The sequence below is a fragment of the Desulfotalea psychrophila LSv54 genome (genome assembly GCF_000025945.1).
Lineage (GTDB): Bacteria > Desulfobacterota > Desulfobulbia > Desulfobulbales > Desulfocapsaceae > Desulfotalea > Desulfotalea psychrophila.
Genome location: NC_006138.1, coordinates 2,768,049 through 2,782,693, shown reverse-complemented (window position 1 = coordinate 2,782,693; position 14,645 = coordinate 2,768,049). Strand labels below are relative to the sequence as shown.

The 14,645-nt window shown below is 43.2% G+C and carries 17 protein-coding genes; 15 read left to right on the top strand and 2 right to left on the bottom strand.

The window, feature by feature from the left end:
• The first annotated feature begins 658 nt into the window (after nucleotides 1-658).
• Nucleotides 659-925 (top strand): DUF211 domain-containing protein, encoded by a 267-nt coding sequence (locus DP_RS12350; protein ID WP_011189677.1) that lies wholly within the window; start codon nucleotides 659-661, stop codon nucleotides 923-925.
• 107 nt (nucleotides 926-1,032) lie between these two features.
• Complete coding sequence (locus DP_RS17600; RefSeq protein WP_156792296.1) at nucleotides 1,033-1,617, top strand: VIT1/CCC1 transporter family protein; 585 nt, start codon at nucleotides 1,033-1,035, stop codon at nucleotides 1,615-1,617.
• Here DP_RS17600 and DP_RS12345 read toward each other — a convergent pair.
• Nucleotides 1,513-2,547 (bottom strand): IS481 family transposase, encoded by a 1,035-nt coding sequence (locus DP_RS12345; RefSeq protein ID WP_049785101.1) that lies wholly within the window; start codon nucleotides 2,545-2,547, stop codon nucleotides 1,513-1,515. The genes DP_RS17600 and DP_RS12345 overlap by 105 nt on opposite strands.
• 384 nt (nucleotides 2,548-2,931) lie before the next feature.
• On the opposite strand from DP_RS12345, the gene DP_RS12335 reads away from it, so the two are divergent.
• The 6 genes from DP_RS12335 to DP_RS19010 all read left to right on the top strand — a co-directional run bounded on the left by DP_RS12335 (nucleotide 2,932) and on the right by DP_RS19010 (nucleotide 6,128).
• Nucleotides 2,932-3,258 carry a hypothetical protein gene (locus tag DP_RS12335; protein ID WP_041277975.1) on the top strand — a complete coding sequence of 109 codons (327 nt, stop codon included), beginning with the start codon at nucleotides 2,932-2,934 and terminating at the stop codon, nucleotides 3,256-3,258.
• Between the two features lie 85 nt (nucleotides 3,259-3,343).
• Entirely contained in the window at nucleotides 3,344-4,117 is a 774-nt protein-coding gene (locus DP_RS12330; protein ID WP_011189673.1) for an FhaA domain-containing protein, read from the top strand.
• A gap of 463 nt (nucleotides 4,118-4,580) precedes the next feature.
• Nucleotides 4,581-4,718 (top strand): hypothetical protein, encoded by a 138-nt coding sequence (locus DP_RS18025; protein WP_156792295.1) that lies wholly within the window; start codon nucleotides 4,581-4,583, stop codon nucleotides 4,716-4,718.
• A 62-nt stretch (nucleotides 4,719-4,780) separates the two neighbouring features.
• Entirely contained in the window at nucleotides 4,781-4,936 is a 156-nt protein-coding gene (locus tag DP_RS19280) for a DUF5993 family protein (protein ID WP_407637882.1), read from the top strand.
• Between the two features lie 19 nt (nucleotides 4,937-4,955).
• On the top strand, nucleotides 4,956-5,498 hold the full coding sequence (locus DP_RS12325) for a disulfide bond formation protein B (protein WP_041277974.1): 543 nt from the start codon (nucleotides 4,956-4,958) through the stop codon (nucleotides 5,496-5,498).
• A gap of 453 nt (nucleotides 5,499-5,951) precedes the next feature.
• Entirely contained in the window at nucleotides 5,952-6,128 is a 177-nt protein-coding gene (locus DP_RS19010; protein WP_083818986.1) for an IS1 family transposase, read from the top strand.
• Between the two features lie 115 nt (nucleotides 6,129-6,243).
• Here DP_RS19010 and DP_RS12320 read toward each other — a convergent pair whose 3' ends face one another.
• Nucleotides 6,244-6,678 carry a hypothetical protein gene (locus DP_RS12320; protein WP_011189669.1) on the bottom strand — a complete coding sequence of 145 codons (435 nt, stop codon included), beginning with the start codon at nucleotides 6,676-6,678 and terminating at the stop codon, nucleotides 6,244-6,246.
• 648 nt (nucleotides 6,679-7,326) lie between these two features.
• On the opposite strand from DP_RS12320, the gene DP_RS12315 reads away from it, so the two are divergent.
• The 7 genes from DP_RS12315 to DP_RS12285 all read left to right on the top strand — a co-directional run bounded on the left by DP_RS12315 (nucleotide 7,327) and on the right by DP_RS12285 (nucleotide 14,614).
• Nucleotides 7,327-8,016 carry an FhaA domain-containing protein gene (locus DP_RS12315; protein WP_011189667.1) on the top strand — a complete coding sequence of 230 codons (690 nt, stop codon included), beginning with the start codon at nucleotides 7,327-7,329 and terminating at the stop codon, nucleotides 8,014-8,016.
• Nucleotides 8,013-9,572 carry an FtsW/RodA/SpoVE family cell cycle protein gene (locus DP_RS12310; protein WP_156792294.1) on the top strand — a complete coding sequence of 520 codons (1,560 nt, stop codon included), beginning with the start codon at nucleotides 8,013-8,015 and terminating at the stop codon, nucleotides 9,570-9,572. The genes DP_RS12315 and DP_RS12310 overlap by 4 nt, the downstream gene beginning before the upstream one ends.
• The gene (locus tag DP_RS12305; RefSeq protein ID WP_011189665.1) at nucleotides 9,572-10,207 is read left to right on the top strand and encodes a gluzincin family metallopeptidase; all 636 of its coding nucleotides are present in this window, start codon (nucleotides 9,572-9,574) and stop codon (nucleotides 10,205-10,207) included. The genes DP_RS12310 and DP_RS12305 overlap by 1 nt, the downstream gene beginning before the upstream one ends.
• Nucleotides 10,200-11,924 carry a penicillin-binding transpeptidase domain-containing protein gene (locus DP_RS12300; protein WP_041277972.1) on the top strand — a complete coding sequence of 575 codons (1,725 nt, stop codon included), beginning with the start codon at nucleotides 10,200-10,202 and terminating at the stop codon, nucleotides 11,922-11,924. Before DP_RS12305 ends, DP_RS12300 begins: the two co-directional genes overlap by 8 nt.
• Nucleotides 11,925-12,008: 84 nt before the next feature.
• A complete protein-coding gene (locus tag DP_RS17040; protein WP_011189663.1) occupies nucleotides 12,009-13,487 on the top strand; it encodes a formylglycine-generating enzyme family protein in 1,479 nt (492 codons plus the stop codon).
• A 175-nt stretch (nucleotides 13,488-13,662) separates the two neighbouring features.
• A complete protein-coding gene (locus tag DP_RS12290; RefSeq protein WP_041277971.1) occupies nucleotides 13,663-13,887 on the top strand; it encodes a hypothetical protein in 225 nt (74 codons plus the stop codon).
• Between the two features lie 160 nt (nucleotides 13,888-14,047).
• The gene (locus DP_RS12285; protein ID WP_011189662.1) at nucleotides 14,048-14,614 is read left to right on the top strand and encodes a hypothetical protein; all 567 of its coding nucleotides are present in this window, start codon (nucleotides 14,048-14,050) and stop codon (nucleotides 14,612-14,614) included.
• The last annotated feature ends 31 nt before the right edge of the window (nucleotides 14,615-14,645 follow it).

Here is a 14,645-nt window from a genome sequence, read left to right as displayed (position 1 = left end):
TGGCGAAATATCGTCTTGTGCGATGTAACTCAATCCTTTCCGTGCCGCCTTAGCATTAATGCTACCACAAAACCGACACTACTTTTACTGTAGCCATGGGGCTCAAAAAAAACTATCCGCTTGCTGGTTGTTGAGTCGGCAAGAGGTTACTGAGGCGGCGGGGTGCGGAACTTGGGTGCTGAAGCTTGCCGGCCTGATGTTTTAAACTGTGATTTTAGATGATTGTCGATCACTTGAAGTCATTCCGTGTCAGGGTGATAATGCCCTTTGTGACAAAGGGCACGAAGATGCTCACATAATATTGCGGATCTCTTGGCCAGAATGATAAACTGGAAAAGGCTATTGGGGCTGGCGTGTTTTTTAGTTAGCTTATGCTAACAGTGTGCTCCCCCTCCTGGTAAGGTTGGAGGGGATTTGGGTTATGTAGTGTGGGCATGATGCCAAAATGGGGAAGGGCTCAGTCGTATAACAATGGGGATTGTTCCAGTAACTCAGGTCTATATGATAAAGTCAATCCACTTTCATCAAGAGGGATGTTCTTTCAACAACAGATTGGCATCACGACCAAAGATATTGGGTGCAAACTACAAAATATGTAAGTTGAGAGATGTTAACACGACGTAAAAATTAATAGATTAATACCTTTTGAGAATTACTCATGACAAAAACACGAAGAGTCGTACTTGATGTACTCAAACCACATCAACCAAATGCATTGGACTTTTCTTCTACCCTGGCTGATTTAGGGGGAGATTATCGTATAAAATTAACCGTTACAGAGGTGGACAAAAACACCGAAAGCACAATCGTGACTATTGAAGGCGCTGATATAAATTTTGAGAATATTAAAACGGCCATCGAAAAAATGGGCGCATCTGTCCATAGTATTGATGAAGTTGAAGTGTACGGGACGGAGCCAACATAATTTTTCAACCTTCTTGCAAATAGTCTTTGAGAGCGAGAAATTTGTGAAAATTAAATACTGCTGGTTAAGTCATATCAAATTAAGTTTTGTTTTGTAGGTCACACCATATGATCTTAAATAAAAAACAGCTGATATTGCATGTCCTCCGTGCCAGAAGTATTGCACGGCGCTATCTGATTACCAATGGCTTTGATGGTTCATTAACTATTCTGGGCATGGTGACTGGTTTCTATGCAAGTGGGATGACAGAACTGTCGGTGGCAATTAGTGCCTGCTTGGGCGCCGTAGTCGCTCTGTTTATAAGCGGCCTCAGTAGCGCCTACTTGAGCGAGAAAGCTGAGCGTGAAAAAGAATTACATGAATTGGAACAGGCCTTGTTGGTTGATCTGAAAGAGAGTGATTACGGACAGGCAAGCCGGTATCTTCCAATATTGGTGGCTCTGGTTAATGGATTCGCACCATTGCTGCTATCTCTGATCATCCTCTTGCCTCTGTTTTTTGCAGAACAGTTACATGCACTACCTTCATCACCTTTTATCAATGCTATAGTTGTGGCACTGATATGTATCTTTTCCCTTGGGGTATTTTTAGGAAAAATCAGTAAAACCTTTTGGCTTTGGTCCGGGTTGCGGACATTGATAATCGCCATAGTTGTTGGGTCCCCGACGATTGGTTGGTCGCTTCTTGAATAAATTTGGTTTGAGTTGATGAAACTCTTTCAGCTTATCCATGGGCGTTAAATGCTTCAATGCTTTTTGCGGGATATGCTGGTTATAAACTAGCTCATATCGGTGCATTGTATCCTCAAGATCTTGTGCTGACTCGAATGTAGTTCTTTTCAGAATGGCAGCAATGCGCCCATTGAAACGTTCAACCATTCCGTTTGTTTGAGGATGCATTGGCTTTATAAGTCTATGCTCAATATTGTGGACGGTGCAATTTTGGTCAAAAACATGTTTACCTGTAGGTTCTCTTTGCCCAGTAGCACAAAAACGGTCAGTAAATTCTTTACCGTTATCAGTTAAAATAGTTTTCACTTTAAAGGGAGCTTTTTCCAAAAGATTTCTAAGAAAAAGAGATGCACTCGCCGCTGTTTTATCTGGCATAATCTGGAGATATACCCAGCGTGTCGCTCTGTCTATGCCAACAAAAATGTATCTTCGTTGATCTTCATCTGGCATCTGAGGAAGATATTTCAGATCAACATGCACATAGCCAGGATCATACTCTTTAAACTGTTTTGGCGATGGTTTGGGAGCTGTCTCCGGGATTAAATCTTTAAGACGGCTTACTCCGTGCCTTCGCAAGCAACGATCAAGTCCTGATCGAGAAGCCTTGGCATTGATAAATTTTCGCACCACAACAAGCAGATCGTCGAGTGACAGTAAAAGCATTTTACGAAGCTCTACAGCAAGCCATTCCTGATCTTTTGAAAGGGTCGTTTGGAGATTTTGAGCAGTATGGGACCTATCTTCAACGGAGTCTCGGTCACGCCATATTCGTATTGTGGTCTCGGCTACACCAAGCTCTCTTGCAAGTGTTCTTACAGGTTTATCTGATTCCTGTATGTACTTACGAATTCGGGGCGTTGTGGTTGCATTTGCATGTAGCTTAACTTGCATAAGAATCACCTTTTGAAAGGAAGTTAATAAAATCCTGCATCCATGCATATGATTGTAACAACCTTTCACTACGGATGTCTAGGAAATCATCAGGGACCCAACACATAGTAACGGTGGTAATTATTCTATTCTTTGGCCGCTCTATTTGAAACGACCCCAAAAAATAGGTCGTGATGTCAATTTGTTGTTTTGATAAAGCTCACTCGATAAGTGCCGATGTCATGCTTTTTTGGAGCTATTCATCTCTTTTACTCAAAAGAGATGAGGGAAAGGAGCCCGGCCACTACGGCCCTTCGGCCCCCCTGTGCTGCGGGGAGCTGAAAGAGCAGGCAGGCCTGCCCGCCTGCCTGGCCCCTACTTCTTAAAATCGAGGAGGACGGGGCAGTGATTAGAGCCCATGGTATCCAGCAGGATCTCTGCATTAACAATTCGCCTTTGGTCATTTTCAGAGACACAGAAATAGCCGATCCGCCAGCCTATATTCTTGCTTCCAGCATTAAAGCGATAACTCCACTAATAGTTTTCAGGGTCTTGGTGAAAGAGGCGGAAGGTGTCCGTATAACCTGCCTCTGGCAACTCATCCATCCAAGCCCGCTCTTGCGGGATGAAACCGATAAACGCTGGGGTGAGCACCCGTCCCTCGCAGTCAAATTCTCGACTTTTTCGGAAGTTGATGGTTTTTATTGGATGGGGAGAGTGAAAAAAGACTAAAATATGAAAGTAAATGCATAAAGGTGAGTCTCTGTTCATTTTGAAAAAAGGAAGATAAAAATAAATAATTGAAATAGGGGGTAGCATGGGTTTTTTGACAAAAGTAGAAAATATACTGAACATACCAATGGAAAAATTTCATCAGGGGAATGATTTTCATCCAATCGATTTATGCCGATTGGCGGTGAGATGTCTTGAACAAGGATGTAAAAAAGGTCTCAGGCGAACCTATGCACCAAATACTTTTCATATTTACTTGCATAGCAACGATTATAACGAACTTTATCCTTTTCTTAAAGTTATCAGCTCTGACATACAAGCAGAGCTTGAAAGGCATATAGAAGAAAGAAAATATGTTCTCGCTTCAAATCTTGAGGTGTTCTTGTTCGAAAGCACCAAAGTAAAACCCAAAAGGCCAGAAATAAAAGGATTGGTCTGTTGTGAGTCTGAGCCAGATACGGTCTTGAGTAGTACGGTACTTGAAGAATCTATGGAGAGGGATACCATCCTCTCTTGTGCCAAGCAGGAGCAAGAATCACAGTCAACGGTACAGGCTGGCGTAAATGAGTATTTGGATGAACCCTTGACCATTGTATGTGATTACGAAGGAGAATCTGTGGCGCCTGAGGTAGAGTCTACTATGCCTGCTGAAGCAGGCTTGCAAATTAATTCAGCTTCGTTGCTTACAAATATTCCTGGAGTGTTGTTCCAGATAATGCAAAATGGAGATGTCTGTCTTGAAAATTGTCTCGGTTATAAAAAGGTAACTGTGGATGGTGAGGTATGCGAACGCATGTTATTGCGTGATGGAAGTGTTGTTAAAATTGGACCATTTGAGATGACATATTCAACGTTTTAAGTTGAATGGAGCAAATGTTTTTATGGGAATTATTCTTGCAGTGATACTGCTAATATTCGTTGGGGGGAAAATTATCCCTTTTGTTCGATTCTTGCGTGCCTAACCTGTGATATTGGAACCATCGGTATAAAAGAATGCTGCCATGTGGGAGGATGGGCACCCACGAAATAATGCTTCAATCAGACCCTCCTCTGTAGGATGTTTTCAGGTTGATTCTGGAAGGAATGGCATTCAATTACCTACTCAAATGTCAAAAGAGGCCAAAATACGGTCGTGATGCCAAAACGTTGAAGTGATGCTATCGGCACTCTTTTTTAAGGTTCTGGTATGGCTACAGTAAAAGTAGTGTCGGTTTTGTGCTGGCACTGATGAGGCAGGACGGCGCGGTAAGGGGCCTTAAGGTGGGGTGCATGGGAACTACGTTGGACGATCATCCTTCATGCTTTCGGCAGGATAGCGAAGCATGCAAATTATTTCTGGGGTTGTTGCCACCTTTCAATATAAGGTTTTTCTACATGGACAGCTTGAAGCCTATCGTGCTGAATTGCCTGCTGAAAAGCTGTGGGGAAGCTGTGGCCATGAATCGAACGACAAAATTTAATTTTGCCAACACGACCCTATTTTGAAACACTATGAAAATTAATTTTTTTTGGAGGTGAACATATGACGGGCATTCTTTTTACTCTAACAGTCATAGTTTTCGGTCTTATTTATAAAGGTTTGAGACAACCGGCAATATTGACATCATTTGTAACGTTGGCATTGGGAATTATGTGGTTGGTTCATCATATGAGTGATTCTATCAATATCAATTTATAATCTTATCTCGGGAGATATAATGCCAATATCTATCGCTAGATTCTTGAATTTCCTGTTCATTTTTGTGGTAGGAGGGATACTGATTTCCTCTCTTGTAATTCAGTTATTCCTTGGCGAATTGCCTTGCCCACTTTGCATGCTCCAACGTTTAGCGTTTGTATGTATGCTAATCGGAGCTGTCCTAAATCTCAATTTTGGAATGAGAACTTCCCACTACGGCATAATTCTTATAAGTGCCCTATTTGGCATGGCTGGTTCCGTTCGTCAAATACTACTTCATATAGTGCCCGGGACAGGCAACTATGGTGCTCCAATTTGGGGCTACCATATGTATACCTGGGCCGGTATAGCCTTTTTCTGTTCCTTAGTATTTTCAGCTATAATGTTACTTCAAGAGAGAACTATCACTTTGGGGATGATTGTTCAGCAACGTGATAAGGCTACTCGCTATATTACTATTTTTGCCATAACACTGAGTTTAACTTTGGTCGTGTTGACTTTTGCCGAATGCGGTCTCGGCCAATGCCCGGACAACCCTACTCGTTATTGGTTGTTCGAATAGTATAAAATAAATGATAGATTTACTGTCCCAGTAACTAAGCCTTCTATATTTTTTAATAAGTGTTTCAAGCAAAACAGCTAAAGTAGTTTCCGCTTCTCTGATTTCCCACTTAAGGCAAATTTTGCTCGTGTTGCCATATTGTTAGGCGTGATGCCAAAACGTTGAAGTGATGGTATAGTCATTTTTTTTAAGGTTCTGGTATGGTCATAGTAAAGGTAGTGTCGATTTTGTGGTAGCACTGATGCTAAGGCGGCATGGCAAGGGTTCTTAAGGTGGGGTGCATGGAAACTACGCTGGCCGATCATCGCCCATGCTTTCGGCAGGATACCGAAGCATGCAAGTCACTTCTGTGGTTGTTGCCATCTTTCGATATAAGGCTTTTCTGCATGGACAGCTTGAAACCTATCGTGCTGAATTACCTTCTGAAAAGCTGTGAGAAAGCTGTGTTCATGAATCGAACGACAGAATCTGAATTTGCGAACGAGGCTGAAGCGACTCAACCGTAAAACAATCGGGTTTTCAAAAAGCACCGGGCTGCATGTTATCGCAGATAGAGAGAGAATTTTGCTAAACAACAATTTGGCAACACGACCCAAAATACTTTCATCGAATTTTCTATACATGACTTGAATATATTATGAGTCATTTTTGCACCCATAATGCCTTGCATTACCAGCGGCTTATCCAAACTTGTCGCGATAGCACCATCGTGATTTTTGCCGTCTGGCGAGCGCAATTTTCGACCTTATTGATCTTTCTTTATTTCATCCAATTGTTCTAACGCCTCTATCATCCATGCTGGCAGTTCAGATAAATTAACTGTAGATGGTTCCTCTGATAACTTGCGTAAAGTTTCAAAAAAGAAAATCCGTTTGGGATGACGAGCGTCTGGTGCAGTTCTTAATTTTAGAGTCTGAACTTGTCCGTCATCATGCATGAACTGAATTACAATTTCATTTTCAGGGTCGTAAATCTCTAATATCTGAGCTGTTTTTTTGTCAGGTTTCCCGTCTTGAAAATCGTATTGAAAAGCTAGGAGTCTTGCGCCAGCAGGATTGTCAGGGTCAGCCTCAATTCCGACAGCAACCCTTCCTACCTTTTCATAACAATCATACGCAAAGTAGGATATTGAATCCCATTCATCCAAGGTGTTTTTTACATACTCAGGCAAATCACTCATCTATTATTCACCAATCCTTTTCTGTCAATTGTCGTTAAAATGAATTCACTTGACTCAAAATGCCCTTTTCTTCGCTCTACATTAAGTGCAGTTTAAATTTGTCCTTCTTTTCGCTAGTTGTAGTGTGTCACCATGCCCCCCAAATTCAGGGGGAGCAGTGGCTGTCACCCAGAACCTTTATGATTTTTATCTGGAAGCATTTTCCATATTTGAGCCCATTTTTTCGGTTGAGGAAAGATGCGTCTTTCTGTGCCGCCGTATTCAAAAAGTGATTGAATTTTTACTTTCATTATTTTGGGGTCGAACGTTTAAAATCGGCATCATATTTTCTCCGCCTTTGTCTAACTATCTGAGCCTCCTATCCCTCATATTATAACGAGTTAATGTGGACTTAACCATATCAGGGGTAGGGCCACTTTTCAAATTTTAGCCTGTTGCCCTTATTATATTACTCCGGCAGGAAGTGATGTTTTAGTCAGGGAAAATAGGCTGAAAATAATAATATTGTTGATATTAACTGGAACTATGTGGAAAAATAGATTGAATCCTATTGTTATTGGATGCTTTCTTGGAACTACTGGCGTCTCGGTGTTTCACAGGATGGTTCCTTTCTTTTATCAGCCCTGAAAAAGTAGAGGCAGAAAAAATATGCTAAACCTGCTTAAAAATGTGTTTCTTTTTAAGAAAAGAATGGGTGGGTGTGATCTTGTAACTCTTTTGACAGGTGAGATGTCAAAGAGCAAGAAAGTATTCAGAGATATTACCGTGATATCTGACAGATATGAGATACTGTTCGATTCCGCCGAATTTAAAGAGCATAAACCATTCTTACCCTCTTTAGAAAAAGAGCTCTCTACTCTACTCATCGGCCTTGCCTCTTCCCAAAAATATTCATTTTTGCGATCTCCTCCTCAAGTTACCATTGCAGATGGCGGAAGACTTGGTGAAAAAGCCCTAATTAAATCAAGCTGTTCAAGACCTGTTGTGGAGGAACTGGAAGAAGTTGTGGAGCACGATCCTCTCTTTACCCAAAAACCTGCAAAGAGTTGTGTTGCCTTTCATATAATTTCAGAGAAGCAGCCTGAACCAATTGAGCTTGGAACGGGTACATATATCATCGGAAGAGGTGCGGAGGCGGATGTTCAGATTGGTCAGGAAGATCATCTTGTTTCCAGGAAACATTGTCAACTGACTATAGATGAATCATGCGCAACAATTGAAGATCTTGCTTCAGGTAACGGTACACTCATTAATCAACACAGAATAATAGGTGTTTATGTCTTAAATAATGGTGATGTCCTACAACTGGGAGCCAGCAAAATCGAGGTGTGCCTGTGAGCAGGAAAAATGTATTGTTGCTTAAGGTTGTTTTACTGTGTCTCGCTGGTCTGTTGCTGTACCGTATTGGTTCTGCTTTGTTTATTGGTCATAATTTTCATTTTACCTGTCATGTAATAGTGATCGTAGCTCTCTTAAGCTGGTTGTGTGCTACACTTTATTTATGGACCGAGGGTGAAAAACCAGAAGCTGCTGCAATTCGAAGGAACGAAGCCATCTCGCTTATGGGGTTTTCTATTATTCTGTTGGCTCTTTTCGTGCTGGCAGGACAGGGCAGGCTGCTCCATGGCGGTGAGCATTGGAATACCTTTCCCTTCCTGCCCGGTATCAGCGTCTTCTCTCAGTCGCTTCTGGCCGTGGGGCTATATCTTGTGCCTATTTGGCTGATCCATCTGTTTTTAAATATTAAAATACCTCTACGTGCCTCACCTCTGCTGCCAATGGTTACCATGCTTGTTGGCACTGGTCTTGTCCTCCTTTATCGGTTGGGACCGGATATTGCCATTAAGAGCCATAAAGCAGGTTTCACCTTTCTTTTTTGGAATCAGTATATCTCCTTTTTGTTTTCTCTGATTGCTTTCATGGTAGCTCTGCTTTACTTGACTCCTCAGCGAATTGAACGACTAACCCGCTTTCGCTACATATATGCCTTTGGTTCTATTGTGCTCATCTGTCTTACCGCAGTTGTTGGCACCGAGATGCACGGTAGGAGGCTCTCCATAAACCTTGGGGTGATGAATTTCCAAAGCGTTGAGCTTGTAAAGATAATGGCGCTCTTTTTTATGGTGAGTTATTTCAGGTTTGAAGGTGGTTTCATGGAGCGAGGCCGCCATCTCCTGGGATTGCCTCGGGGGAGATACCTTGCCCCCTATTTTATTATGTGGATTCTCGTCCTTCTTCCGATTTTTTTGCAGAAAGATCTCGGCCCCACAGCCTTGTTGTTTACTCTTTTTCTTTTGCTTTTTTATCTTGGTAGCGGCTCAGGGATTTCGGCCCTGAGCGGCATCATCATTATGGTCGCAGCTGGAGCCTTGAGCTATAGCTTTGGCTATCCTTCCATGGTGAGAACACGTCTTGATATGTGGTTTGAACCATTTCTTTATTCGCAGAACATTGCAGAATCGCTTTGGGCTGCGGCGAGTGGAGGCTGGTTTGGAGTGGGGCCGGGGGCAGGAATGGCCTATAAGATTCCAGTGGTCTGGTCTGATTTTAACTTTGCGGCCATTGTTGAAGAGTGGGGCTTTTTTGGCGCGCTTTCAGTGCTTGTCTGCTTTGCATCACTTGCCTATGTTTCAGTGCGATCAGCTCAGAGGTGCAATGAACCCTATCTACAGTTACTTGGCACCGGGCTTGGCTGCCTGTGGTTGTTACAGACCATGGTGATTGTCGGTGGCAATCTTGCTCTGCTGCCTTTGACAGGCATCACTCTGCCCTTCATCAGTTTTGGTGGTAGCTCGTTGATTATGAACTTTATTAGTCTGGCCCTTATTATGCAGATCTCTTCCATCAGCATGTCAAAAGAAGTCCTTACTACTCTGTGTGAGGGCAAAGAATAATGACCTGTGATTGTAATATTGAGTTGATGGAGGGCTTTACAGCTTCACTTATAATAGAGGTCTACCCTGATTGGAGACAGTGGATAGATAGCCACGCCATAATTAATAAAGGTGAGCTGCTTACTTGGGTTGGTGTCGATAGTTGGCGCATTATAAGGATGGCGGTAACAGAAGAAAAGGTGCCAAACGATACGGCCCTTGCCAATATGGTCTGTCATGAATGTGTACACTTTATGATGAGAGAGTATACCGGCGCTAATCTTCCTGTCGGGCTCGATGAAGGATTTGCTGTATATCTGGCTCAAAAACTTCCCAGAGCGTGTTTACAAGCATTAGAGCAGGGGCTGGTTCGTGATGGACTACTTCCGCTTCAATTCCTGGATTTGTCGTTTACACCCTTCGATAGAACCAGCAAAAGTCTTGCCTCTGCGCAGGTCTCAACGCTTGTTCAGTATATAGCGAAAACATATGGTTTTGTTCAGAAACTGCTCTGCGGGTGCAAAAACAGTGAGAGTATAAACTGGATTTTAAAACAAAGAGGCTTGAGAGTGTACCTGCTTGAAGTAGAGGTGTCTCGTTGGCTTGAAGAGAATTTTCTCCCACGATTAGCCAGAGAGGAGCTGCAAAGTGTATAGAAAAAGAATCAGCACCCTGCTCATCTTTTTTGCTTTGCTTGTTCTTGGCTTACTCTTTGGGGTTTTTTTTCGGGTGATTATTCAGGGGGACGATCTTACCAATACACCATATATCGAGCAGAAAATAATTAATAAGATCTATATAGCTGAACAAACAGATGCTATTACAGAAAAAAATGGTGAGGTATTCATTGACCAGGCTGCATTAGAGCAGATGTACGGTAAACGTCTTACCCGGTTTATTGGTAAAAGAACGCGTTTTTTCTCCTATAAAAACAACAAATTCAAAATTGACGGTGATGGGTTCAGGGTTGCAAACCATCGTATAACTCAAGGTAAAAACCTTGAGGATAGAGGCCGCATCCTTGATAGAAATGGTCTTGTTCTTGCCGAATCCATACAGGGTATGGTGGGGAACATTACCAGAAAGTATCCCTTGGGTTTAGCTACGGCACCACTTCTTGGGGTGGCTCATCCCATTTATGGCTTAAAGGGCCTTGAAAAAACACTCAATAGCTGGCTTGCCGGTCGGCAGCACTCTTCCGCCTTTTCATCCTTTTATCGATTGGCAAGTGGCCGACAAAAAACGACAGATATAAAGCTTACAATTGATGGAGCGGTTCAACAAAAAATTTATCAATCAATGGCACATAAAACCGGTGCTGTGGTTGTGCTTGATATTAATAGTGGTGAAATGCTTGCCGCTGTCTCAACCCCGGCATTCGATCCAAGTCAACCAGCGGGTAAGTATTGGGAAGATGAAGTTAAAAAAGGATATAGGAGTGGCTTTGTCAATCGTACGCTTGAACGACGCTACCCGCCGGGCTCTACCTTTAAGCTGGTCACAGCAGCCGCTTGGGCTGATCGAACTGATTTTGACATAAAATGGGGCATGAGATGTAGGGGACGTCATAAAACACTGGGTATTAGTGATCATAATAAACGAGGTCATGGTTGGGTGAGCCTGCAGACGGCGGTGTCTGTCTCCTGCAATGTCTTTTTTAGTGATATTGGGGTGAGGCTTGGCCCTCTTCTTTTAAAAGAGGCAAACCGTTTTGGCTTTAATCGATCTTGGTTACCAGCAGGAAAAAAGAGTACCAGTCTGCAGTCGCTTGCCTTTGCAGGGTATCCAGCTGTGAACAGTGGTAGGGAGTGGACAGCATTAAATTTTAACAATAATCCCAAACTGGTGGCCCAGGGTGCCATTGGCCAAAATGTGGTCCTGGCAACGCCTCTGCAAATGGCTCTCACCATTGCAGCTATCGGCAATGATGGAGTGATGATGAAACCAAGACTGGTGAGGGGAGCCTATTTCTCTGACCATGATGCAAGTGTAGGTCTTATTAATCAATGGCCAGATACTAAGGGCGAGGTGGGGAGAAGCTGTAGGAAGGATACGGCCAAAATGCTTGTTGAGATGATGAAGAAGGTTATGCAGACTGGTACTGGTTACTCAATTCCTAAGCTCTATAAGTACAGAGGCAAGTATATTTTGAGCTCTATCCTCCCTAAAGGTGAAACGACCCAACTGCTTGGTAAAACGGGTACAGCAGAAACAGGTAGAGGCAGAGCAGATCACTCCTGGTTTGTAGGTCTTGCCCCTGCGGATAAGCCAAGATATGCAGTGGCCGTTATAGTCGAGCATGGTGGCCTGGGTGCCAAGGTGGCGGGGCCAATTGCCGCACGAGCTATGAGAGATGTGCTCAATATGAAGTGATTGAAAAATAGTGTCCAACTGACAGATATAAAAGGTCGATGGTGGGTATTGGTAACTACAAAAATATTTGAGAGAGGACGATAAGTGGCCTTGCGATGTTCAAATAAACAGTGTGGTCAAATAATAGCAGAGGGTCAACAATTCTGTGGTGTATGTGGTTCTGTGGGCGAAGAGCTGAACGAGCAAGATATATCCTCTGGTCTTGGCATGGGTGATATTGGCTATCTGGATGGAAATATATTGAGTACCACCAAGATTAACAATAATGGTGGTTCTAGTCAGGCATCGGTCAGTGCCATCAATGTCAATCTTAGTGGCCAACAACAGACCCCTGTCAGCGCATCCATGCAGAGATGCCCTCTCTGTGGCCGACTGAACGAAGAAAAAGACACCTTCAAATGCCGTGAATGTGGGGTAGACCATTACTGCCTGGAGCATCTTGATCGGGAACATTTTGTCTGTCTGCTCTGTGTCAAGAAGATGGAGCAGGAGCAGGCGAAAACTCATCCCGAACCAGTGCCCGAATCCACAGTCTTATGTGAACTCTGCGGTAAACGTAACCAGTTGGCCCAGACCTTCAAATGCACGAATTGCGGTCGTGACCATCTCTGCCATGAGCATCAGGATCCGACAGAGTTTATCTGCGTGAGGTGCGTGGCTGAGAAGAAAGAAAAACTGGCTTTGCAGGATAGCTGGGAAAAAAATGAAAAACAGTGCCGTCTGGCTCTTAAAGCTCTGGATATTGAAGGTGCAGAAAAGGTCATAGCAGAACTGCAGAGATTAGTGGCAGGAGGTAGTAACCTCTTTGATTTGGGAACTGTGCATGAGTTGCAAGCTCTTTTGGAAACCAGCAGAAAATGGCCACTTCCAGGTCGCAATTACACAGAATCAATGACCAATATCGAGATGATCTGGGTACCGGCTGGTAGCTTTGAGATGGGAGATCAGTTTGATCAAGGGGCTGACTGCGAAAAACCGGTACATGAGGTGGAACTGGATGGCTTTTGGCTAGGTAAATACCCTGTTATTCAGTCCCAGTATGAAGAGGTGATGGGGATCAATCCTTCACGTTTTAAGAAAGCTGACACCTATCCAGTGGAGACTGTTTCTTGGCATGATGCCCAGGCGTTTATAGAACAGCTTTATAAACAAAGTGGAATGAGATTCAGACTGCCCACCGAGGCAGAGTGGGAATATGCAGCCCGCAGTGGCGGTAAGAGAGAGCTGTATGCGGGGGGTAATGATATTGAGGCGGTTGCTTGGTATGGTGGAAATAGTAACTGTTCAACCCATCCGGTTGGTAAGAAACAGGCAAATGGTTTAGGTCTGTATGATATGTCTGGAAATGTATGGGAGTGGTGCCAGGACTGGTTTGATAAATACTATTATCAGAGTAGTCCTGGCAATAACCCCAGGGGGCCTTCATTAGGATCTAATCGCGTCCTTCGTGGTTGTAATTGGGACGGCGCCGGTTCGTGGGCTTTGCGTTCTGCGTTCCGTTTTGGGATCGCTTCTGATGCCCGCAACAGCCGTGTGGGCTTTCGTCTTGTTCTCTCAGTTTAGGGCCGGTGAGACGGTGGGGTGGAGGCAAGGTTTGCAGGTTTAAAATAAAAAATGCAGAAAAGATATTGTAAGCTCGTCTAGTATACAGCTTGAAGCTGTACAGCAGGCTGTTTTAGCTTAACCACTTTAATTTAATGAAAAACATATTAAAAAATTCTTTATCTGGGGAGATTTCATGAGATTACTCTATCAGCAGATTTTGTTATGTATCGCCATCATGTCCTTGTCTGTCTCTCTGGTTTATGGAGACAGCTCAGGCTCGTTTCCGCAACCGGGAAGTGATCCTATTCAGATAGTGTATGCAGATATTGCCAGACAGGTAGTGATGGAGATGCCTGATGACCCTGTTTACCAGATATTGTGGGTGATTCTATTGTCGATGACCAGGGTGACTTCATAAGTATGCTTAGCACATCTATTGCCTTGCCCACTAATTACACTGTTGCCGAACACATCCAGCCTGAGACAGCGCAGGTAGAGAAGGTGGCTGGATAGTAGATGGTAAAGTTATAAAGATTGTTGACTACCCGGTTTTTGCATATGCAGAAGTCTTTCTTGCAATGGAAAACACGGCTACAGAACAGGTGGCATTTTCAAGAAGTTTTAATGCGTATTATTTGTTGCCTGTTATAAAGTATCTTGCTGTTTTGTTTGGTGTTCTTTTACTTGTCATATTATTTTTTACGATGAACAGGGCAAAACAACGACGCATGGTTTCAAAGGCAGTTGAGCATAATGGTACAGCTCAGCTTTCCATCGCCATGGAGCTTAAAAAAACCAGAGATAATCTTAAAAGAGTGCATGACGTCTTGGTCGAAAATAAGAAGATCAGCTTTGCTGTAAAAGTGAAGGACCAACAGGAGGAACTTGAAAGTCTACTGTTTTCCATCGAGCAACACCCAGGTTTACACAAAGATGGAGTTGCTTCACAGGATAAAAGAAAAATTGAAAAACATAATAAATTTATGCAGGGACTTGTGCGTAACCTGCAAGTTCAGAGCGAAAAGCTTTTGAAAAACGTTAATAGAGGAAACGATTCCTCGGCAGAGGTAAGTCTTAATGAAGTTGCCAATGAATTGAAAAATTGTCGAAATAAATCATATAACAATGTTGCTGGCCGGGCATAATTAGGCAGTATCTTTGTAACCAGAACTGGAG